This is a genomic window from Arthrobacter sp. OV608 (assembly GCA_900110595.1).
Lineage (GTDB): Bacteria > Actinomycetota > Actinomycetes > Actinomycetales > Micrococcaceae > Arthrobacter.
The window spans coordinates 1-20,808 of record FOEZ01000027.1; the positions used below are offsets into that span (position 1 = coordinate 1).

At 65.7% G+C, this 20,808-nt stretch carries 17 protein-coding genes and 1 pseudogene; 4 read left to right on the forward strand and 14 right to left on the reverse strand.

Going from position 1 to position 20,808, the window contains the following annotated elements:
- Window positions 1-103: 103 nt before the first annotated feature.
- The 7 genes from bcp to BMX78_RS20965 all read right to left on the reverse strand — a co-directional run bounded on the left by bcp (window position 104) and on the right by BMX78_RS20965 (window position 7,683).
- Window positions 104-583, reverse strand: coding sequence for a thioredoxin-dependent thiol peroxidase (gene bcp, locus BMX78_RS20935; protein WP_091424015.1), 480 nt, complete (start codon window positions 581-583; stop codon window positions 104-106).
- A gap of 81 nt (window positions 584-664) precedes the next feature.
- Window positions 665-1,318 (reverse strand): winged helix-turn-helix domain-containing protein, encoded by a 654-nt coding sequence (locus BMX78_RS20940; RefSeq protein WP_091424020.1) that lies wholly within the window; start codon window positions 1,316-1,318, stop codon window positions 665-667.
- 9 nt (window positions 1,319-1,327) lie between these two features.
- Window positions 1,328-2,671, reverse strand: a complete 1,344-nt coding sequence (gene allB / locus BMX78_RS20945; RefSeq protein WP_091424023.1) for an allantoinase AllB — start codon at window positions 2,669-2,671, stop codon at window positions 1,328-1,330.
- Window positions 2,664-3,863, reverse strand: coding sequence for a glycerate kinase (locus BMX78_RS20950; RefSeq protein WP_091424026.1), 1,200 nt, complete (start codon window positions 3,861-3,863; stop codon window positions 2,664-2,666). The genes allB and BMX78_RS20950 overlap by 8 nt, the downstream gene beginning before the upstream one ends.
- Window positions 3,864-3,936: 73 nt before the next feature.
- The gene (gene gcl, locus BMX78_RS20955) at window positions 3,937-5,727 is read right to left on the reverse strand and encodes a glyoxylate carboligase (protein WP_091424031.1); all 1,791 of its coding nucleotides are present in this window, start codon (window positions 5,725-5,727) and stop codon (window positions 3,937-3,939) included.
- Between the two features lie 169 nt (window positions 5,728-5,896).
- Window positions 5,897-6,775 (reverse strand): 2-hydroxy-3-oxopropionate reductase, encoded by an 879-nt coding sequence (locus BMX78_RS20960; protein WP_091424037.1) that lies wholly within the window; start codon window positions 6,773-6,775, stop codon window positions 5,897-5,899.
- Between the two features lie 107 nt (window positions 6,776-6,882).
- The gene (locus BMX78_RS20965; RefSeq protein WP_091424042.1) at window positions 6,883-7,683 is read right to left on the reverse strand and encodes a hydroxypyruvate isomerase family protein; all 801 of its coding nucleotides are present in this window, start codon (window positions 7,681-7,683) and stop codon (window positions 6,883-6,885) included.
- Between the two features lie 348 nt (window positions 7,684-8,031).
- Here BMX78_RS20965 and BMX78_RS20970 point away from each other — a divergent pair, with 348 nt between their 5' ends.
- Window positions 8,032-8,430 (forward strand): cupin domain-containing protein, encoded by a 399-nt coding sequence (locus tag BMX78_RS20970; RefSeq protein WP_091424046.1) that lies wholly within the window; start codon window positions 8,032-8,034, stop codon window positions 8,428-8,430.
- A 17-nt stretch (window positions 8,431-8,447) separates the two neighbouring features.
- Here the strand turns inward: BMX78_RS20970 and glgX are convergent, their stop codons facing one another.
- Both glgX and BMX78_RS20980 read right to left on the reverse strand, forming a co-directional pair.
- Complete coding sequence (gene glgX / locus BMX78_RS20975) at window positions 8,448-10,649, reverse strand: glycogen debranching protein GlgX (protein ID WP_091424051.1); 2,202 nt, start codon at window positions 10,647-10,649, stop codon at window positions 8,448-8,450.
- 140 nt (window positions 10,650-10,789) lie between these two features.
- Window positions 10,790-11,203, reverse strand: a complete 414-nt coding sequence (locus BMX78_RS20980; protein ID WP_091424055.1) for an Hsp20/alpha crystallin family protein — start codon at window positions 11,201-11,203, stop codon at window positions 10,790-10,792.
- 244 nt (window positions 11,204-11,447) lie between these two features.
- On the opposite strand from BMX78_RS20980, the gene BMX78_RS20985 reads away from it, so the two are divergent.
- The 3 genes and pseudogenes from BMX78_RS20985 (at window position 11,448) to BMX78_RS20995 (ending at window position 14,310) form a co-directional block, all read left to right on the forward strand.
- Window positions 11,448-12,875 carry a cation:dicarboxylate symporter family transporter gene (locus tag BMX78_RS20985; RefSeq protein ID WP_091424058.1) on the forward strand — a complete coding sequence of 476 codons (1,428 nt, stop codon included), beginning with the start codon at window positions 11,448-11,450 and terminating at the stop codon, window positions 12,873-12,875.
- Window positions 12,876-12,943: 68 nt separating this feature from the next.
- A complete protein-coding gene (locus BMX78_RS20990; RefSeq protein ID WP_091424061.1) occupies window positions 12,944-13,243 on the forward strand; it encodes a putative quinol monooxygenase in 300 nt (99 codons plus the stop codon).
- Window positions 13,244-13,408: 165 nt separating this feature from the next.
- A pseudogene (locus tag BMX78_RS20995) lies at window positions 13,409-14,310 on the forward strand (Rieske (2Fe-2S) protein).
- 63 nt (window positions 14,311-14,373) lie between these two features.
- Here BMX78_RS20995 and BMX78_RS23510 read toward each other — a convergent pair.
- From BMX78_RS23510 to BMX78_RS21025, 5 genes are all read right to left on the reverse strand, one after another.
- Entirely contained in the window at window positions 14,374-16,347 is a 1,974-nt protein-coding gene (locus BMX78_RS23510; protein WP_286139205.1) for an HNH endonuclease signature motif containing protein, read from the reverse strand.
- A gap of 337 nt (window positions 16,348-16,684) precedes the next feature.
- Window positions 16,685-17,893, reverse strand: coding sequence for an N-acetylglucosamine-6-phosphate deacetylase (locus BMX78_RS21010; RefSeq protein WP_091424063.1), 1,209 nt, complete (start codon window positions 17,891-17,893; stop codon window positions 16,685-16,687).
- Window positions 17,893-18,636, reverse strand: coding sequence for a copper homeostasis protein CutC (locus tag BMX78_RS21015; RefSeq protein WP_353615457.1), 744 nt, complete (start codon window positions 18,634-18,636; stop codon window positions 17,893-17,895). The genes BMX78_RS21010 and BMX78_RS21015 overlap by 1 nt, the downstream gene beginning before the upstream one ends.
- 2 nt (window positions 18,637-18,638) lie before the next feature.
- Entirely contained in the window at window positions 18,639-19,418 is a 780-nt protein-coding gene (nagB, locus tag BMX78_RS21020) for a glucosamine-6-phosphate deaminase (protein ID WP_091424068.1), read from the reverse strand.
- A gap of 49 nt (window positions 19,419-19,467) precedes the next feature.
- A complete protein-coding gene (locus BMX78_RS21025; RefSeq protein ID WP_091424071.1) occupies window positions 19,468-20,718 on the reverse strand; it encodes a PTS transporter subunit EIIC in 1,251 nt (416 codons plus the stop codon).
- Between the last annotated feature and the right edge of the window lie 90 nt (window positions 20,719-20,808).

Consider the following 20,808-nt stretch of genomic DNA (forward strand, 5'->3'; position numbering starts at 1 on the left):
ATCAACAGAGCGTCCGAATCATGCCCAGGGACCAGCAGGCCAGCACACCCACATCCTGCAACAGGAAAGGGCTACGAAAAAGGTAACGAGCGTCCCGGGTGGGCTAGATTCCCAGGGCTTCCTTCAGCGCTGCCACGTGGCCCTGGGCCTGCACCTGGTACTGGGCGAGCTTGACCTTGCCTTCGGGGTCCACCACCACGGTGGAGCGGACGATGCCTTCAACGATCTCGCCGTTGACCAGCTTCTCGCCCCAGGCACCGTAGGCCAGGGCAACTGCGTGGTCCTCGTCGGAGAGCAGCGGGAAGGTCAGGGAGAAGTCGCCGGTGAAGCCGGCAAGGGCCTCCGGGGCGTCGGGGGAGATGCCGATGACCTCGTAGCCCTTGCCCTGCAGGGAGGCCAGGCTGTCGCGGAAGTCGCAGGCCTCGGTGGTGCAGCCGGGGGTGGCGGCCTTGGGGTAGAAGTACACGATGACGTTCTTGCCACGGTAGTCGGCCAAGGCAGTCTCGCGGCCCTGGGCATCCTGAAGGGTGAAATCAGGGGCCTGGGTTCCGGGCTGAAGCTTGGTGGTCAGGGTCTGGCTCATGGCATTCCTTTGGAAGTCTTTGTCAGGTAATGGCAAAACATCAAGTGAAGCGGGTTCCCGCCTAGTCATACAACTCCGGCGTCATATGCAGTATTCCGCCGGACCCCGCACAGTTGCACAAGCGCCCGGCATAAACCGGTAGCCGCCGCCCCGGACGGTGGCCACAGCGTGCCGCGCGTTGCCGAGTTTCCGGCGGATCCGGCCCACGTAAACATCGATGGACCGGGCCGAGGCACCTGGCGTCTCGAACGAGTCGAGGAACTCCTGCAGTTCCTCCCTGCCCACTGTTCGGGACAGGTGCGTCACCAGGTAGCGGAGCACCTTGAACTCGACGCCGGTCAGCGCCACGGGCGTGCCGTCCAGCAGGACCTGGTCGGCGGCAAGGTCTACGGCGACCCGGCTGACAGGGCCGGCCGACGGCGGCAGGTGGGTGCCGCCGTCGGCCCCTGTATCGCCGGGGTTCTCCGCCGCGGCAGGAGTGCGAGAGGAGTGGTCTGCGGCTCCTTCCACGGCGGAGGCCCCGGACATGGGGGCTCCGGCGGCAGGCCAATGGACTTCCGCCTCCGGAGCAGTTTGAAGGGCCCGGGCCAGGACCAGTTCGGCGGCGCGGGCCAGCAGTTCGGGGCTTGTGCCTTCCGCGGGAACCACCCACACGGCGAGGCCGCGGGCAGCGGCGCGCTTGGCTGGAACCGCCTGCCGGGACATCCCCCTCGGATAGTGGGCTTCCACTGCCATGGCGCGTCCCTAGACCCCGCCGCGGCGGATCAGCTTGCCCGTGGGGGTCTGGCCGTCCACCACGGCGCCGCGCAGGAAGGTCTTGCGGACCACGCCGGAGAGGGCCTTGCCGTCGTAGGGGGTGATGGGGTTCTTGTGCTTGAGCTTGGAAACGTCCACCACGAACGCCTCGTCGGGGGCGAAGACGGCGAAGTCGGCGTCGTAGCCCAGCGCCAGCTGGCCCTTGTTGGAGAGGCGGGCCAGGGCCGCGGGCTTCTCACCCATCCAGCTGACCACCTGCTCCAGCGGGATGCCGCGGTGCCGGGCCTCCGTCCAGATGAGGGACAGGCCCAGCTGCAGCGACGAAACGCCGCCCCAGGCCACAGCGAAGTCGCCGTTCTCGAGGTCCTTCAGGTCCAGCGTGGAGGGGGAGTGGTCCGAGACGATGCAGTCGATGGTGCCGTCCAGCAGGCCCTGCCACAGCAGCTCCCGGTTGGAGGCCTCGCGGATGGGCGGGCAGCACTTGTAGGCGGTGGCGCCGTCCGGGATTTCCTCCGCCATCAGCGTGAGGTAGTGCGGGCACGTTTCCACGGTGAGCTTCACGCCGTCGCGCTTTGCGGAGGCGATCATGGGCAGCGCGTCCGACGACGACAGGTGCAGGATGTGCGCACGCGCACCGGTCCAACGGGCCCGTTCGATCACCTCGGCAATGGCCTTGTTCTCGGCACCGCGGGGGCGGGAAGCGAGGAAGGTGGAGTAGTGGTCGCCGCCGGGGTGGGGTGCGCGGTCGATGGCGTGCGAGTCCTCGGCGTGGACGATCATGAGGGAATCGAAGGACTTCAGCTCGGCCATGTCCTCCTCCATCTCGTCCGCGTCCAGGTGCGGGAATTCGTCCACGCCGGAGTGCAGGAGGAAGCACTTGAAGCCGAACACGCCTTCGTCATGCAAGGCCCGCAGGTCGGCCTTGTTGCCGGGGATTGCGCCGCCCCAGAATCCGACGTCGATGAACGCCTGGTCCTCGGCCACCTCGCGCTTGAGCTTGAGGTTTTCCACCGTGGTGGTGGGCGGGACGGAGTTCAGCGGCATGTCGATGATGGTGGTGACGCCGCCCGCGGCTGCTGCCCGGGTGGCCGAGGCGAAGCCCTCCCACTCAGTGCGGCCGGGCTCGTTGACATGGACATGGGTGTCCACCAGGCCGGGGATCAGGGTTTCGTCGTCGGCCAGTTCAATGACTTCGGCGCCGGCCAGGCCGTTGCCCAGCGGCTCGAGCGCGACGATCTTTCCGCCGCGGACACCCACCTCGCGGGGTGCCAGGCCGGCAGTGGTGAGGATGCGCTGGCCCCGGATGACCAGGTCAAATCGTTCTTCAGACATGGAGGTCCTCCTTGGAGTTCGCGGCACGGGGCAGTTCATTGGCTGCCAACCGTCCGCTGATCTGCGTACCCAGCTGTTCCAGAAGCTGCGCTGCCTCTGCTATGCACCTGTCTACATTGCTTTCCAGCTCGGTCAAAGCGTAAATATCCTCGAACCCGGCGGCAGTGGCCTGGCCGGCCCCAAGTGTGGTCCGGCCGCACACCGCGATCACCGGAATACGATGCGCGGCGGCTGCTCGGGCCACGCCCATGGGCGTCTTGCCCAGGAGGCTCTGCTCGTCCAGGCTTCCTTCGCCGGTGATCACCAGGTCTGCGCCGGCCAGCCTCTGATCCAGGTCCGTGAATTCGAGGACGACGTCGATGCCCGGGCGGCGCGTCGCGGCCAGTACGGCGATGGCTGCGTAGCCAACACCTCCTGCCGCTCCGGCGCCGGGGGCCTCGGAAGCCTTGACGGCGCGGAATCCGATTTCCCTGGCCAGGACTTCGACTAACCTGGCCAGGGCGGCGTCGAGCAGCTCGACGTCTTGTTGTGCTGCGCCCTTTTGCGGGCCGAAAATCGCCGCGGCGCCCTGGGCGCCCAGCAGGGGATTGTCGACGTCGGACGCCAGCACAAAGCGTGTGTCCTTCAGCCGGGGTTCAAACCCGCTGAAGTCGATCCGGTCCAGGTGGGCCAAAGCGGCACCACCGGGCGGAAGTTCGTTGCCCTCATTGTCGAGGAACCGGGCGCCGAGGCCTTGCAGGAGCCCCGCGCCGCCGTCGGTATTGGCGCTGCCGCCCACACCCAGGATGATGCGGTTGCAGCCGGCATCCAGGGCCGCGCTGATGAGCTGGCCGGTGCCCAGGCTGGTGGCGGTGCGGGCCGCGGCCGGGCCCGGCCGTCCCCCAGCCAATGCTCCGGCGGGGAGCAGGGCCAGGCCCGAGGCAGCCGCCATTTCGATGACCGCCTCATTGCCCCGGACAGCGAAGTCGGCCGTGACCGGTTCGCCTGTTGGTCCGGCCACCACCGCGCTGCGGCGGGTGAAACCGGAGCCGACGGCGGCATCGAGGGTGCCCTCTCCGCCGTCGGCCACGGGGATCCGGAGGACTTCAAGGTTCCCGCCCGCGCCGCGCTGCAGCCCCTTTTCCAGGTGGCTGCACACGTCCGGGGCGGACAGGGATCCCTTGAATTTGTCCGGGGCAATGACGATCCGCATGGCTGTCTCTCTTGTTTCGGTGTGCAGGTTCTGCGCGTTGAGGTTCTCGCCGGGCAGGTTCTATTCGTGCAGGTTAAGCCTGCAGCGCCAGGATGGCGGTGGGGGCGTCGGCGGCCGACTCGGCGAGTTCCTCGAACTCGTTCACGGCGTTGATTTCCACACCCATGGAGATGTTGGTGATCTTTTCCAGGATCACTTCCACCACCACGGGAACCTGGAACTCGCCCATGAGTGCCTTGGCCTTGTCGAAGGCTGCGGCCAGGTCGTTGGGATCCTCCACGCGCACGGCCTTGCAGCCCAGGCCCTCGGCCACCTTGAGGTGGTCCACGCCGTAGCCGCGTGCGTTTTCGGACAAGTCCGCGCTGTTGACGTTGTCGAACGCCAGGGACACGTTCTGCTCCATGTTGAAGCCGCGCTGGGACTGGCGGATCAGGCCCAGGTAGGAGTTGTTCACCACCACGTGGATGTACGGCAGGTTGAACTGTGCACCCACGGCCAGTTCCTCGATCATGAACTGGAAGTCGTAGTCGCCGGAGAGGGCCACCACGGTCTGCTCCGGGTTTGCGCGAACGACGCCGAGGGCTGCCGGGGCGGTCCAGCCCAGGGGGCCGGCCTGGCCGGCGTTGATCCACTTGCGCGGGCCGAAAACGTGCAGCATCTGGGCGCCGGCGATCTGGGACAGGCCGATGGTGGACACGTAGGTGGTGTCGCGGCCGAAGGACTTGTTCATCTCCTCGTACACCCGCTGCGGTTTGATGGGGATGTTCTCGAAGTGCGTCTTGCGGTGCAGGGAGGCCTTGCGGTCCTGGCACTCGGCAACCCAGGCGCTGTAGTCCGGCAGGGACCCGGCCGCCTTGCGCTCCTTGGCGAGCTCAACCAGCCCTGCCAGCGCCGCACCGGCGTCGGACGCGATGCCCAGGTCCGGGGAGAACACGCGGCCGATCTGCGTGGGCTCGATGTCGATGTGCACGAACTTGCGGCCAGCGGTGTAGGTCTCCAGGCCGCCGGTGTGGCGGTTGGCCCAGCGGTTGCCGATGCCGATCACGAAGTCGCTCTGCAGGTAGTTCTCGTTGCCGTAGCGGTGGCTGGTCTGAAGGCCCACCATGCCCGCCATGAGCTGGTGGTCATCCGGGATGGTGCCCCAGCCCATCAGGGTGGGGATAACAGGGATGTTCAGGGTCTCGGCCAGCTCAACCAGCTGCGCGGAGGCGCCGGCGTTGATGATGCCGCCGCCGGCCACGATCAGCGGGTGCTGGGCCGCGGTCAGCATGTCCAGGGCCTTTTCCAGCTGCTTGCGTGAGGCCTTGGGCTTCTCCACGGGCAGGGGCTCGTAGGTATCAATGTCGAATTCGATCTCGGCCAGCTGCACGTCGATGGGCAGGTCCAGGAGCACCGGGCCGGGGCGGCCGGAGCGCATCAGCTGGAAGGCCTTCTGGAAGGCGCCGGGAACCTGGCCCGGCTCCAGGATGGTCATGGCCATCTTGGTGACGGGCTTGGCGATGGACTCGATGTCCACGGCCTGGAAGTCTTCCTTGTGCAGCTTGGCCACCGGGGCCTGGCCGGTGATGCAGAGCATGGGGATGGAATCGGCCCAGGCGGCGTACAGTCCGGTGATCATGTCGGTGCCGGCGGGGCCGGAGGTGCCGATGCAGATGCCGATATTGCCGTCCTTGGCGCGGCTGAAGCCGTCCGCCATGTGGCTGGCGCCTTCAACGTGGCGGGCCAGGGTGTGGCGGATGCCGCCGTGGGCGCGCATTGCGGAATAGAAGGGGTTGATCGCGGCGCCTGGCAGGCCGAACGCCTCGATGGCGCCTTCCTTTTCCAGGATGGCCACCGCTGCATCAACGGTACGCATCTTGCTCATGGTGTGCTCCTTGAAAGCTTGGGAAGTCTGATTTTGGGTGTGCTGAAGGAAGGCCCGGCGAGCCGTCGCTGGGCACTTTGGGGTAGTCGCCGTCGTAATTTGCGACGGCGGCCGGCGTGTCCGTGTCAATGTGCCCCGTTTCGGGGCGGCCGGGCTTGCGGCGTGAGGGTTATTCGCGGCCGCTGAGCTTCAGGACCTGCTTGAAGAGTCCGGAGTGGTCCAGGCCGCCGTCGCCCTGGTTGACGGTGGCGGCGACGAGCTGTGCGACGACGGCACCGAGGGGGACGGCGACGTTGGCTTCTCGGGCGGCGGAGGTGACGATGCCCAGGTCCTTGTGGTGCAGGGCCAGGCGGAAGCCGGGGTCGAAGTTGCGGTCGAGCATCTTCTGGCCCTTCTGGTCCAGGACCTTGGAGCCGGCCAGGCCGCCGCCGAGGACCTTGAGGGCGGCGTCGGTGTCCACGCCGTAGGCCTCCAGGAAGGCGATGGCCTCGCCGAGGACCTCGATGTTGACGGCGACGATCAGCTGGTTGGCTGCCTTGACGGTCTGGCCGGAGCCGGAGGGGCCTACGTGGACGATGGTTTTGCCGACGGCGTTCAGGACGTCCGAGGCTGCCTCGAAGTCTGCCTTGTCGCCGCCCACCATGATGGACAGGACTGCGTCGATGGCGCCCTGTTCGCCGCCGGAGACCGGGGCGTCGAGCGGGCGGATGCCGGCTTCACGGGCGTCGTCGGAGAGGCGCTTGGCGACATCGGGGCGGATGCTGGAAGCGTCGATCCACAAAGTGCCCTGCTTGGCGTTGGCGAAGACGCCGTCCGTGCCGCTGACAACACCCTCGACATCGGGGGAGTCCGGCACCATGGTGATAACGACGTCGGCATCCTTGACGGCGTCGGCGATGCTGGTGGCGCCCTTGCCGCCTTCGGAGACGAGCTTGTCGATCTTGTCCTGGCTGCGGTTGAAGCCGGTGACGGCGTGGCCGGCCTTGACCAGGTTGATGGCCATGGGCAGGCCCATGATTCCGAGTCCGATAACTGCAACGTTGCTCATGATGGTTCTCTTTTCGTGAAGTCTGTTGGTGAATCCGGTGGTCGAGCCTGGGCCCACGCCCGCAGGGTTCCCTGGCCGAGCTTGCGAGGCGAGGGGGCGGGTGGGGATTACTGGGAGATGCGCTGGCGGATGGCCCAGCTGAAGGCCGTTTCCTGCGGTTCCTTATATTCGAGTCCGATGTAGCCCTCGTAGCCGAGTTCGCGGCTGCGGGCGATCCATTCACCGAGCGGGAGGGTGCCGGTTCCGGGTGCGCCGCGGCCGGGGTTGTCGGCAATCTGGATGTGGCCGAAGTCCTTGGCGTGGTTTTCGATGACGGCTTCGACGTCGTCGCCGTTGACGGACAGGTGGTAGAAGTCGGCGAGGAGCTTGATGTTGCCGACGCCGGCCTCCGCCTTCACGCGGGCGATGACCTTGAGTGCGTCTTCAGCGGTGAGGAGCGGGTATTTGGGTGCGCCGCTGACAGGTTCGAGGAGGACTGTGCCGCCGATGCGGGCAACACCTTCGGCCGCTGCTGCCAGGTTCCTGGCAGCCAGCTCGTCCTGCTCTTCGGGAGTAGCGTCGTCCTGGCGGTTGCCGTAAAGGGCGTTGAAAGCCTTGCAGCCGAGGCGCTCGCCGATGCCGGCCACAACATCGATGTTGTCCTTGAATTCGGACTCGCGCCCCTTCCAGGACACCAGGCCGCGGTCGCCGCCCGGCATGTTGCCGGCGTTGAAGTTCAGGCCCGTGAGCTGAACGCCGGCGTCCTTGATGGCGTTCTCAAATTCGGTCACCTGCGCGTCGGCAGGAACGGAGCTTTCGAAGGGCCACCAGAATTCGACAGCGTCAAAGCCGGCTGCCTTGGCTGCGGCGGGGCGCTCCAGCAGGGGCAGCTCCGTGAGGAGGATGGAGCAGTTCACTGTGTACGTCATCGTAGGTCCTTCCAGGGAGGGCTTTGATCTATCTTCCCTTGCGTTCCCGGCTGTCTACCGTTTCCGCTTTGTGGAATTTAGATTCTGCTTTATGAAAAGTGTAGGGAAGGAGGGGTGGGGTAGTCAAGGGGACCCATGCCCGTGGCCCTGGGGTGGTTTTTCCCATTGACTTCAGGGGCGGTAGGGCTACGGTTAGAAATACGCTGCACGTTCGGCAAACGCGTGTGCGCCGGGGGACAAGGCGTGCACTGCAACAGGTCTCGCTTACACTTCACCGCTCGTCGGTATCCGAACCCGCCGCCTGGTTCGCTGCCAGGCATCCTCACCACGATCAACAGGTGTGTCCACATGACCGCAAATTTCATCCGAGCACTGGCCGTCAAGTCATTCAATGAACCAGACAGGAAGCGTTGCCCGGACAAGGCGGAATTCGACCTTGTCACTGTTGACGACTACTCAATGGCGCGGCTGATCCTCGCGCCCGGCTGGCGGTGGTCGGTGTCCGCCAAGCCTGCTGAGTTGACCGACTTCTGCGAGCACCACCACCTGGGCTACTGCCTCTCAGGGCAGCTTGAGGTTGAAACGCCCGACGGCGGGAGGTCAACCATCCACGCCAACGACACCTATGCGCTTCCTCCCGGCCATGACGAGTGGGTGGTGGGGGAAGAGCCGTTCGTCGCCGTCGAGTTCCTCGGCGCCGCGTCCCTCGGCAGGCCCCGCAGCTTTGGGATGCACGCGCTGATCTGAGTCAGGCGGGCAGCGGTTTAGTCTGGTGCCGAGGTGCGGGCGTCCGGCAACTGAGGTGCCTCCATCGTGGCCAGCGCCAGCGACGCCGATACCGAGTGGTCCGGTTTCTCCGGCGGCCGGGTGTAGGCCCGAAGCACCAGGAGGGATTTCGCTGCCAGTTCCACGGTTCCACCGGCATGCAGGAGGCCGGTGTCCGCATGCTCTCCCGCCGTATCAATGAGCTGTTCCCAGCTGCCGGAGTACTCCGCGTTGGGCAGGGTAAACACCACCGGTTCGTCCCCGGAATTGCAGTACAGCAGGAAGTTGTGGTCATTGATGACCCTGCCCCGGTGGTCCTTCCCAATGGCCGCCCCGTTGTAGAAAACACCCAGCGCCCGGGCCAGGGGATTGTCCCAGTCCTCCGGGACCATGGCCGAGGCGTCCTTGTCCAGCCACACGATGTCCGGCAATGGCTGGCCGATGCCGCGCCGGACAGGCCTGCCTTCGAAAAACCTGTTGCGGCGGAAGGTGGGGTGCTCGCGGCGCAACTCGCTGACGGCTGCGAGGAACTCGGTGAGGGGCTGGTCAGCTGCCTCCCAATTGATCCATGAGAGCGGGGAGTCCTGGCAGTAGGCGTTGTTGTTTCCCTGCTGGGTGCGCCCCATTTCGTCGCCGTGCAGGACCATGGGGACGCCCTGCGAGAGAAGGAGCGTGGCGAGCAGGTTGCGTTGCTGGCGCGCCCGCAGCGCAAGGACGCCGCGGTCGGTGGTGGGACCCTCCACACCGCAGTTCCAGGAGCGGTTGTGGGATTCGCCGTCGTTGTTGTTTTCGCCGTTCGCCTCGTTGTGCTTGGCGTTGTAGGAAACCAGGTCGCACAGGGTGAAGCCGTCGTGGGCGGTGACGAAATTGATGGATGCCACAGGCCGGCGCCCGGAACTTTCGTAAAGGTCCGCCGAACCGGCCAGCCGCGACGCAAACTCGCCCAGCGTTGCCGGGGCGCCGCGCCAGAAGTCGCGGACGGCGTCGCGGTATTTCCCGTTCCATTCCGTCCACAGCGGCGGGAAGTTCCCCACCTGGTAGCCGCCCGGGCCCACATCCCAGGGTTCAGCAATGAGCTTCACCTGTGACACCACAGGATCCTGCTGGACGAGGTCGAAGAAGCTGGACAGCCGGTCCACCTCGTAGAACTCCCGGGCCAGGGCGGAGGCGAGGTCGAACCGGAACCCGTCCACGTGCATCTCCAGCACCCAGTACCGGAGCGAGTCCATCATCAGCTGCAGGGCATGCGGGTGGCGGACGTTGATGGTGTTGCCGGTGCCCGTGTAGTCCAGGTAGTGCTGCCTGTCCTGGTCCACGAGCCGGTAGTACGCCTGGTTGTCGATGCCCTTGAAGGACAACGTGGGGCCCAGATGATTCCCCTCGGCCGTGTGGTTGTAGACGACGTCGAGAATCACCTCGATGCCCGCCGCATGCAGCGAGCGGACCATCGCCTTGAATTCCTGCACCTGCTGCCCCGGTTTGGTGCTGCAACTGTAGGCCTCGTGCGGGGCGAAAAAGCCGATGGTGTTGTAACCCCAGTAGTTGCTCAGCCCCTTGTCCTGCAAAGTGCTGTCCTGGACAAACTGGTGCACCGGCATCAGCTCAATCGCCGTTACGCCAAGCTTCTGCAGGTGTTCGATGACTGCGGGGTGGGCGATGCCCGCGTACGTTCCCCGTTCCTGCGCTGGCACTTCCGGGTGGGTCATGGTCAGGCCCTTCACGTGGGCCTCGTAAATCAGGCTGTCACTGTAGGGGACCCGCGGCGGCCGGTCGTGCTGCCAGTCAAAGAACGGGCTGATCACCACGGACCGCATGGTGTCCGGAGCGGAGTCCTCGCCGTTGAAGGATGCCGGATCGCCGAAGTTGTAGGAGAACATCGGCTGGCCCCAAGTGATGTCCCCGCTGGTTGCCTTTGCATAGGGATCCAACAGCAGCTTGTTTGGATTGAAGCGGAGGCCGCGGGTGGGTTCGTAGGGGCCCTCCATCCTGTATCCGTACAGTTGGCCGGGCAAAACGTGGGGCAGGTAGCAGTGCCAGACGAAGGCGTCGACGGCTTCCAGCCGGATGTGTTGTTCGGTACCGTCCTCATCGAACAAGCACAGATACACGGCGCTCGCCGCTTCGCTGAACACGGCAAAATTCGTGCCGCTGCCGTCGTACGTGGCACCCAGCGGATAGGGGCTCCCCGCCCAGACTTCCATGTCCGCCTCCATCCCCAAGAAGAAAACACCATCGAACCACAGTGGTGCCCATTCAGGCCGGAGGGTATGACACGAGGGGAGGGCAGAAGCACGACGGCGGCGCAAGGCCGCCGTCGTACGTCACCTTTATGGGTGCCTTTTCAGCCCCTGATGATGGGGATCCTGCGGCGTTCTGAGGCATCCTGGTCCGGCAGCGGTACGCGGACCTCGAGGACGCCGTCCCGGTAGGTGGCCTTCACGTCGTTTTGGTCAGTGGGCCCGGGGAGGGTGATGGAGCGGGAGAAGGTGCCGTAGCGGAATTCCGAACGGTACCCGTCCTTGCCCTTGTGCTCCGACTTCTCTTCGTGCCGGACCGTGATCCGCAGTTGGTCGCCGGTCAGCGTGATGTCAACGTCCTTCTCGGGATCGATGCCGGGGACTTCGGCCTTGACCACCAGCGTTCCCTCTTCCCGGTACTCCTCGGTCCGCAGCCAGGTGTCCAGGTCACCTTCGAAGAAGCGCCGTAGGGGTTCGGTGATGTCTGAGCCGGTCCGCCGGAGAATGTTGTTGTTCATCCCAAGTACTCCTTTCGATGAATTGATTGCGCTTGGGTTTGGGTGGTCTTGCATGCGCTGCGTTTCGCTTATTAGCGGCGGAATTTGATGACTTGCTATAGGACCATTTTCTGCCGGAACCGGTGTCCTTGCTACGCCCTTAAGCCCCCGTCCCCGGACTTTTCCGGAAACATCTACTTCCTAGCGTTGCCCATGACCCTGCGGCATCACCTTGCCGTCTGTCCCTCAACGAACAGGCATTAGCATGAACCTCACCGCCACCGCAGCATCTTCCCCGCAGCCGGACAACGGGCCAAGCAGGAAACCGCTCTACAAATCCCTCTTTTTCCAGATCCTGGTGGCCGTACTGGCAGGCATCCTGATCGGCCACTTTTGGCCCAACATGGGCGCTGCGCTCCGGCCGCTCGGGGACGGGTTCATCCAGCTCATCAAGATGATCATCGCGCCCCTGATCTTCCTGGTGATCGTCACCGGTATCGCGGCGGTCAGTGACGTCAAGGCCGTGGGCAGGGTGGGGGTCAAAGCGCTCGCATATTTCACCGCCGCCACGCTCTTCGCCCTGGTGTTCGGGCTGGTGGTGGGGAACCTGGTCCAACCGGGTGCGGGGCTGGACATCGATCCGGCGTCCCTCTCCCAGGACGCGCTCAACGCCAAAACGGCCACCGCGCCGCCCAAGGATGCCGGCGCTTTCCTCCTGGGGATCATTCCCACCAGCGTGGTGGGCGCCTTTGCCAGCAACAGCCTCCTTCAGGTGCTGTGCTTTGCGGTGTTCTTCGGCGCGGCGATCGTGGTGGTGGGGCGCGACCGCTGCCTGCCGGTGATCACACTGATGGAAACGGTGCTGGAGCTGTTCTTCAAGATCATGTCCTGGGTGATGCGGGTGGCACCGGTGGGTGCTTTCGGGGCCATGGCCTTCATCATCGGCCAGTACGGACTGGAATCACTGGGCACTTATGCCCTGTTGATCGCTGCCTGCTACGGTGCCGCCCTGGTGTTCATAGCGCTGCTGTTCGTGGTGGCGTGGGTGTATCCCCGAGTGCCGCTCTGGCAGTTCATAAAGTACACTCGCGAGGAATTCCTCCTGGCACTGGGCACCGCCTCGACGGAGTCCGTCCTCCCGCGCATTATGACCAAGCTGACCAATGCGGGCTGTTCCCGCGCCACCACTGGCCTGGTGGTCCCCGCGGGATACTCCTTCAATCTGGACGGCGCCGCCCTGTACCTGTCGATTTCGCTGCTCTTTCTGGCACAGGCTTTTGGCTACAACCTCGATCTTGGCCAGCAGCTCGCCGCCCTGGGTGTCCTGATGCTGACGTCGAAGGGCATGGCCGGCGTGCCGGGTTCCGCGTTCCTGGCGCTCTCCGCCACAGCGGGTGCACTGGGGATCTTCCCGGTGGCCGGCGTCGCCCTCCTCCTCGGTGCGGACCGGCTGATGGACTCCATGCGTGTGGTGGTGAACCTGCTGGGCAACTGCGTGGCCACGTTTGTGGTGGCCAAGTGGGAGGGCCAGTTCGACCGTGCCGCCATGCTCCGTGCCTTTGCCGGTGAGGGGTCGCCTGAGGATGACAGCACGACGGCGGTCGCGGCCGGCCAGGCGACTGGCACCCAGGTGCCATCCGGCATGGCCTCGGGGCCCGTCGTCGAACCTTCAACTGCGGCCACTGCACAATGAGTGCAGCGCCCACGGGAGTGGCGCGGTAGATTCCTCCTTTTGTCCTACCCGTGCTGGACACTGTCCCCATGACCTTTGCGAATGTGGGAACCCTCGGAACCAAGCCCGGCCAGCGCGACGCCGTGGTGTCCATCCTCCTCCGGCCCATGCCGGGGCTGGAGGAGGCGGGATGCCTGCTGTACGAAGTAGGCGTGAATGACGAAGTGCCGGACACGGTGTTTGTGTGCGAACTGTGGGAATCGCCGGAGGCGCACCGTACGTCACTGCAGCTGGACAGTGTCCGGGCAGCCATTGCCGAGGCGATGCCACTGTTGTCCGGCGACATGGGTGGCAGCCGGTTCATTGTGGTGGGGTCCCCGCTCCGCTGACCTGCACTTCTGCCACCCCGACTGGCTGGGCCCACCCCTGTGCCTGCTGGCTCCCAACGGCTAGGCTGACCGGCATCGGCTGGACTTATCGTCTGGACGACATCGACTGCACACCATCGCCTGCATGTGCCGAATGCAGACTGACGAACGGGGTAAGGGAGACACATGAAACCGCTGCCTGCACTTGAGCTTGTTGCCCGCCTGGAAGATGCCGACTGGCTGGATCCCCTGGCCAAGAAGGTCCGGAAGTTCGTCAAAAGAACTATCCGGCCGCAATGGGCCCGGGACATCCTGCACGGAGTGCCTATCGGGCATCCGGTTCATCCGCTGGCAGTCCAGGTTCCGCTTGGGGCGTGGATTTCCGCCGCAGTGCTGGATGCGCTCCCGGGGAACGACAAGGCGGCAACTGTACTGATCGGTGTGGGCAGTGCCTCTGCCGTGCCCTCAGCGGTGGCGGGCTTTATGGATTGGTCGCAGCTGCACAGCCAGCAGCAGCGGGTGGGGCTGGTCCACGCGACGGCCAACATCACAGCCGTCAGCCTGTACACCGCTTCACTTGTGGCGCGGACGCAGGGGCGGAACGGCGCGGGCAAAGTGCTTGCCTATCTGGGCCTGGGGGCAGTCAGCTTCGGCGGCTTCCTGGGTGGCCACCTCAGCTACCGGCAGGCCGCCGGCGTGAACCACACCGAGGACGTTCCGCACCGTTTCCCCAGCGGATGGCAGCCACTGGCACCGCTGGAGGACCTGCCGGATGGCAAGCTCCACCAGCGCGTAGTGGCCGGGCTTCCGCTGCTGGTGTTCCGGGAGGGAGAAACAGTCAACGTGTTGTCCGACGTCTGCAGCCACCTCTCCGGACCGCTGCACGAGGGCAAGCTTAAGGGCGGCAGCGTGACAGGTGGATCAGCACGTGGTGGGGGCGAACCCTGCGTCGTATGCCCATGGCACGGCAGCACCTTCTCGCTCCGGTCCGGTGAGGTGCGGCCGGCCCGGCCACGTCCAGGCAGCCGCGGTTCGAAACCCGGGTTACGGGTGGGCTCGTGGAAGTGAACCTTCCCGGCGCCGATTGAGCGTTTCTGCGGGGCTGGCGGTTTCGGCTCCGGACTTCGAGCGACTTTTGATTGCCGACGGTTTCAGGACTTCACCATGTCCCACTCCCGCTCCTGCGCTATGAGTGGGTCTTGGGGCAGTTTCGGAGGGTGGGCGTAGAAGTCGTCCCAGATCGGATCGTCGGGCGAGAAGTCATGGGGATCCTCAAGATTGTCATCGACTGGCTCTTCACGCGGCGGTCCGGCATCCGGGATCTCCAGGAAGTCCGAGAATCCCTGCGGTTCCGCTGCACCGGGTATTTCCGTTGCACCCGGCAGCTGCCGGGCTGTGTCGGTTGCGCGGGTTAGGAGTCCGGGTGGCCATTGGGGTGGTTCGTGGTTGGGTTGTTCGGCTTTGTAGTGGCGGCCGGTGGGTGAGGTCCAGCCGGGTGGTTCGGTTCCAGTGGCTGGGGTGGGTTCCCATCCGGTGTTGTGTTTGAGGCGGTGGTGTTTTGGGCAGAGTTGGGCCAGGTTGCTGATCCCGGTATGTCCGCCGTCTTGCCAGGCTTGAAGGTGGTCGGTGGCGTTGTCCGGGGATGGGTTGTTGCAGCCGGGGAAGGTGCATTTGCCGTCCCTGAGCTGGAGTGCTTTTTTCATGGCTTTGGTGAGCCGGTAGCTGGTGCGGCCGATTTCCAGTGGTGCCCCGTCCCGTGGATCGACGAGGACCCGGTAGAAGGAGCTGGCGCCGTTGGCGAGGAGTTTTCTGGCCATCGATGCGGGGATCGGACCGTAGCCGTCCAGGTTTGCCGGTTCGTCCGTGATGTCGAAGAGGGCGAGTACCGGGACGGTGACCAGGACGTCCGCCTTGGGGACCGGGACGTTGCCGAGATCCGCGTACCCGTTGCCGCCGTTGGACTCGTCCCCTGCGGCGCCAGAGGCCTCACGCTCCGCGGCGCTCTCGTACTCGGTGGTGCCGCTGGCGGTACTGGTCGCGGTGTTGGTACAGGTGGCGGTGTCGTTGATGTCGGCCGGCGCGAGCGAGGCCAGCCCGATCGTGTCCCGGTCGCCGTCTCCGGTGGTTACCGGATTGCCTTCACCCGGGTTGCTTTGTCCCTCGTTTCCTTCGCCTGTGTTGCCCTGACCCGTGATGCCTTGACCGGGGTGGCGTTCCCTCGTGTTGGCTCCGTTGGTGCTGGTTCCGTTGGTGTTGGATGCGTTGGTGTGGGTGAGGGTTGGGCCGGCGCGGAGGAGGAGGTTGGCGGCGATGTCGGGGCGGAGTTGGGTGATGGTGCGGGGTTCGTTGGGGCCTTGGAGGCCGCGGGCGATGGCGGTGGTCCGGTTCCAGATGGCGGAGCCCTGGTCCGCGGGGACGTAAAGGGAAACCCAGGCCATGCCGTCGCGGTCCGGGGTGTATTCCATCCTCCGGTCCGCCGCGCACTTGGCGTGGCGCTTCTCCAGGGATTCGGGGTGGTGGCGTTCGCGCCAGTTACGGACCCGGGACCGGAACCGCGACGGGACGAGTTCGCCCGCGGCGGCTCCACGGGCCGGGTTGGGGTTCAGGACATGCTCGACGAGGGCGGCCGCGCCGGTGGGGTCGAGGCTGAAAGTTTCGTCGGCGATGATTTTGGCGTGCTGCCAGGAGATGGCCCCGGCGCAGAGGGCGTCCATGGCCGGCGTCAGGGAGGCGAGTTGCCGGGATTGGGTGACGAGCGCCCCGGCGGCGGCGGAGCTGATGGTAAGGACCCCGGCGATTTCCTCGACCGCGGACATTTCGGCGTAGGTCCGTTCGTGGACGGGCGCCTCCGGCGGGGTCATCGCATGCTGAATTTCAATAGCCTCGGCAGCGTCCCGGGCCTTCACCGCGGCGATCTGGGCTTCCAGCTGCTTCGTCACCGCCAAGCGCTCGAGCCGGATCTCATACCGGCGCTGCAGCACATCCAGAACAGCGCCGGCACAAGCAGCGGCCCCGGGACCGGCGTCGGCTTCCAGCCGCTGATCTTCGAGGAACAGGGAATCAAGCCGGGCAACGGAGGCGTAAATGCCTTCCATCGCTGCCGCCGTTCCCGCGCCGTTTCCCATACAAACATCTTCTAGTGGGGGTCTGACAATTCTGGCGGGCATAGGTCCAGGGGCTGGCGGGCGTGCAGGAGCAGCGGGCGAGACAGGAAGCAGCGGAGCCGGATTTACCGCCCCGCTTGTGGTGCCCACGCCGATTCCCATATCAACACGATCCATCGAGGCACCGACAATTCTGGCGGACTTAGGTCCGGGTGCGGCAGGCGGACAGGATCAGCCGGAGCTACAGGAGACAGTGCAGCCGCAGGTGCCGCCTCGCCTGCCATGCCCCCGCCGATTCCCATACGAACAGCATCTATGTAGCCACTGACATTTTCAGCGGAAACAGGCAGGCCGGACGTTAAAGCGGATTCACCCACTCGCCTCGGCGCAGCACACCTGCGAGATTCAGTTCAGCATCAACAACCAGAACGTCAGCCGGCATCCCCGCGCGCAGGTCGCCCGCCTTCCCCGAGAGTCCCAGAACCCCCGCCGGGACCGACGTGGCCGACCTGACGGCGTTTTGCAGCGGGACTCCGGCGGCCACCGCGGACCGGACAACGTCCAGCAGCGTCGCCGTTCCTCCGGCGATCGCACCCGTGCTGTCCACGCGGGCCACACCCCCGTCAACTGTTACGGCGAGCGTGCCAAGCTTGTACTGGCCATCCGCCAGTCCCGTCGCAGCCATGGAATCCGTGACGAGTGCAATGTTCTTCGCGCCCACCAGCTCGAACACTGTCTTGACCGTCTCCGGGGCGAGGTGGACGCCGTCGGCGATCAGTTCCACCACCGCCTTCCCGGCGCGCGCTGCGCTCAGGCAGGCCGAAACGGGTCCCGGGGCCCGATGGTGCATGCTGGGCATGGCATTAAAGAGGTGCGTGACAGTCGGGCGCCGTCGGCCGGAACCGAGTCCGCCAACCGAAGGATCTGATGCTAACCCCGCGGCCGCACGCTCCAAGAAGGAAGCAGCGCCGGCATGATCCGCTGCGGTGTGCCCCAAGGAAGGGATGACACCCCGCGCGGTGAGCAGATCCGCCAGTCCGGATGCTCCTGGCAGTTCGCCGGCGAGGGTCAGGGAAGCCAAAGTGGGTCCTGCCGCTTCGAGGAGTTCGCCTACGAGATCGAGGTCCGGTTCCAATAACAAGGCGGGGTCGTGTGCACCGCACTGGTCACCGGAGAGGAAGGGGCCCTCCAGGTGCGATCCGGCAATCAGGCCCTCCTCAGCCAGTGACCGCAGCACCTTCAAATTCCGGACCAGGTCTGCCGGCGCTCCGGTCACCAGGCTGGCCAGCAGCGTGGTGGTGCCGCGGCTGTGCAGGTATGTGGCCGCAGCCCTGGCGCCCTCCTCCGAGCCCTCCGCGAAGTCCGAGCCGTGGGCGCCGTGGCAGTGGAGGTCCACCAAACCCGGCAACAAAATGCTCCCCGGAACTGCGGCAGCACCGGGATCGCCAGGAAATTCTGACGCCGGCCCGGCATAGGTAATCAGGCCTTCCGCCACGGCGACCAGACCGTCGTCGATGTTCATGCTCGCGGCCACGATGCGGCCCTGGAGTAGCAATTCCTTGCCCATCATGCTGCCTTTCGCAGAGCCGCCGCCATGCCGGCAGCGAGCAGGGGGTCCGCCACGCGGGCCCGGAACCCGGTGGAAGGGTCCAGGCCGCGCGCGGACGTGTGGACCGCATGGACACCGCTGTGAACCAGTTGGGGCATCAGTTCCAGCCGCACTCCGCCACCGGCCATGATCTGTACCGACGGCGCATGGTTCCGTCCCAGCTCCACCAGCCGCTCAAGCATTGGCAGCCCGGCGGCGCAGTCGGGGCTTCCTCCGCTGGTGAGTACGCGATCAACGCCGGCGCGTTCCAGCCTGGCCAATGCCTCAGCAGGATCCGTGCCCTTGGCGAGGGCGGCGTCGAATGCCCGGTGGAAGGTCACCTCCGCAGCAGGATGACGACGGCGGGCCACCCCAGAAAGATGCCGAAGCGCCGGAACGTCCGGGCCGCCGTCGGCCGCCAGGACTCCGACGACGACGCCCGCGGCGCCGGCGTCCAATGCCGCCTCGACGTCGCGCTCCAGCACCTCAAGCTCCTCATCCGTGTAGGTGAAGTTGCCGGGACGCGGGCGGACCAGGACGTGGACAGGCAGTCCAACCCGGCACGCCCGCTCTATGGTGCCGATGCTCGGCGTGATGCCGTCTGTCTCGGCGAGGGCCGCGCAGAGCTCCACCCTGGCAGCCCCTACCGAGGCCGCGAGGCGGACCCCCTCGGCATCCTCCACGGCCAGTTCAAGCTGGGGTGCCCCTATAAGCGTCGACACGCTCACAGCCCCTGCCATGCAGGCTTCCGCCCAAACGTGTCCTGGTAGTACTCCCGGTGCGCCAGCTTTGACGCCGCAGCCTCATCCACCAGGACCGTGACGTGCGGATGCAGCTGCAGCGCCGAGGCGGGGCAGATGGCGGCAACAGGACCCTCAACCGCCGCCGCGATGGCCTCCGCCTTGGCCTCGCCCATGGCCAGCAGCAGGAGGTGCCGCGCCTCTCGAATGGTGCCCAGGCCCTGGGTCAGCACATGGTCAGGAACATCCGCAGGATCTGCAAAGAAGCGGGCGTTGTCCTGCCGGGTCTGCTGGGTCAGGGTCTTGATCCTGGTCCTGGAAGCCAGCGAGGACATCGGCTCGTTGAAGCCCACGTGGCCGTCGGTCCCGATTCCCAGGATCTGGATGTCTACCCCGCCCGCAGCCGCAATGGCGGCCTCGTACCGGGCAACCTCAGCTTCGAGGTCCTCCGCCACGCCGTCCAGCCCGTGCACTGCCCCCGCGGCGAAGTCCACGCTGTCCACGAACTCTTCGCGGATTACCGAGTGGTAGGACTGCGGATGCGTGCTGGGCAGGCCCACGTACTCATCGAGGAGGAAGGCCTCCGCTCCGGCGAAGCTCAAACCGCCATTCCGATGCCGCCTGATCAGTTCCTGATAGGTGCCCAGGGGAGTTGAACCGGTGGCCAGGCCAAGTACCGACGGGCCGCTGCGGACCTGCTGCTCGATGGCGTCCGCGGCCGTGCGGGCCACGTCTGCAGGGGCGGGGAGAATGACGATTTCCATAAGGGGTGCTTTCGGTTTCGGGTCGCTAAAGGGCAGTGATGATCGGTTCTTACTTCGCGGCTTCGGTCTCCACAGTGACCTCGTCATCCTCGCGGCCGGGGGTGCGCAGGTTCCAGCGCTTGATCACGAAGGAGAAGAGGAAGTAGTAGATCGCCGCGTAGCCCAAGCCGATGGGGATCAGCAGCCAGCCGTTCTGCGATTTGCCGAAGTTGAGGACAAAGTCGATCAGGCCTGCAGAGAACGTGAACCCGTGATGGATGCCCAGCGCGTTCACCAGGGCCATGGACGTTCCGGTCAGTACGGCGTGGACGATGTAGAGCGGGAAGGCTACGAACATAAAGGCGTACTCAAGCGGTTCGGTGATGCCGGTGAAGAAAGCTGTCAGCGCGGTGGAAAGCATGATGCCGCCCACGATCTTCTTCTGCGAGGGCTTGGCGTGGCGCCAGATGGCAAGTGCTGCTGCCGGCAGGCCGAACATCATGATGGGGAAGAAACCGGTCATAAAAATGCCCGCGCTGGGGTCGCCGGCGAAGAAGCGGTTGAGGTCACCGCGGACCAGGTGGCCCGAGGCGTCCGTGTAGTCGCCTATGAGGAACCAGACGCCGGAGTTCAGGATGTGGTGCAGTCCGGCGGGGATCAGCATGCGGTTGGCGAAGCCGTAGATGCCGCCGCCTACAACCGCGTTGCTTGCCACGGCCTGGCCCACTGCGGAAAGGCCTGCGTTGAAAAGCGGGTAAGCGAGGGCAAGGACGACGCCGGCCACCAGGCTGGAGACGGAGGTCAGGATGGGCACCAGGCGGCGTCCGCTGAAGAATCCGAGGAAGTCGGGCAGTTTGGTGCGGTAGAACCGCTGCCACAGCGATGCGGAGAGCAGGCCCACCACAATGCCGGCGAGGACGCCGTAGTTGATCATGGCGGGCTTGCCGGCCGGGTCAACCTGGCCGGCCAGGACCAGCGGGGACATGGCCTTGAAGACGCCGTCGATCACCATGTAGCCAACTACCGCGGCCAAGGCAGTGGAACCATCGGCCTTCTTCGCCCAGCCAATGGCAATGCCCACGGCAAAGATCAGCGGCAGCCAGGTGAAGACGGCGCTGCCGGCGGCGGAGATGACGGCGGCGCCGCCTTCAAAGCCGGGAATGGCGCCGAGCAGGTCGGCCTGGCCGATGCGCAGGAGGATGCCTGCGGCGGGAAGAACAGCGATGGGCAGCATCAGGGTGCGGCCCAGACGCTGCAGGGTGGCAAACGCCTTGTTTGGCTTCTTCTCGGGAGCCAAGGCGGCGGTCTCGGATGTTGACATGGTTGCACCTCTGCGGGTTCGGGTGGGGCTTGTAAAGGAGGGGTTCCAGCCGGTACTGTCTGGTTATGACCAGTTCAGTGTGATCCATCC

Bases quoted from the DNA above. Each gene is read 5' to 3' on its own strand.
- bcp (WP_091424015.1), bottom strand. From the start codon at position 583: ATGAGCCAGACCCTGACCACCAAGCTTCAGCCCGGAACCCAGGCCCCT.
- BMX78_RS20940 (WP_091424020.1), bottom strand. From the start codon at position 1,318: ATGGCAGTGGAAGCCCACTATCCGAGGGGGATGTCCCGGCAGGCGGTT.
- allB (WP_091424023.1), bottom strand. From the start codon at position 2,671: ATGTCTGAAGAACGATTTGACCTGGTCATCCGGGGCCAGCGCATCCTC.
- BMX78_RS20950 (WP_091424026.1), bottom strand. From the start codon at position 3,863: ATGCGGATCGTCATTGCCCCGGACAAATTCAAGGGATCCCTGTCCGCC.
- gcl (WP_091424031.1), bottom strand. From the start codon at position 5,727: ATGAGCAAGATGCGTACCGTTGATGCAGCGGTGGCCATCCTGGAAAAG.
- BMX78_RS20960 (WP_091424037.1), bottom strand. From the start codon at position 6,775: ATGAGCAACGTTGCAGTTATCGGACTCGGAATCATGGGCCTGCCCATG.
- BMX78_RS20965 (WP_091424042.1), bottom strand. From the start codon at position 7,683: ATGACGTACACAGTGAACTGCTCCATCCTCCTCACGGAGCTGCCCCTG.
- BMX78_RS20970 (WP_091424046.1), top strand. From the start codon at position 8,032: ATGACCGCAAATTTCATCCGAGCACTGGCCGTCAAGTCATTCAATGAA.
- glgX (WP_091424051.1), bottom strand. From the start codon at position 10,649: ATGGAAGTCTGGGCGGGGAGCCCCTATCCGCTGGGTGCCACGTACGAC.
- BMX78_RS20980 (WP_091424055.1), bottom strand. From the start codon at position 11,203: ATGAACAACAACATTCTCCGGCGGACCGGCTCAGACATCACCGAACCC.
- BMX78_RS20985 (WP_091424058.1), top strand. From the start codon at position 11,448: ATGAACCTCACCGCCACCGCAGCATCTTCCCCGCAGCCGGACAACGGG.
- BMX78_RS20990 (WP_091424061.1), top strand. From the start codon at position 12,944: ATGACCTTTGCGAATGTGGGAACCCTCGGAACCAAGCCCGGCCAGCGC.
- BMX78_RS23510 (WP_286139205.1), bottom strand. From the start codon at position 16,347: ATGGGAAACGGCGCGGGAACGGCGGCAGCGATGGAAGGCATTTACGCC.
- BMX78_RS21010 (WP_091424063.1), bottom strand. From the start codon at position 17,893: ATGGGCAAGGAATTGCTACTCCAGGGCCGCATCGTGGCCGCGAGCATG.
- nagB (WP_091424068.1), bottom strand. From the start codon at position 19,418: ATGGAAATCGTCATTCTCCCCGCCCCTGCAGACGTGGCCCGCACGGCC.
- BMX78_RS21025 (WP_091424071.1), bottom strand. From the start codon at position 20,718: ATGTCAACATCCGAGACCGCCGCCTTGGCTCCCGAGAAGAAGCCAAAC.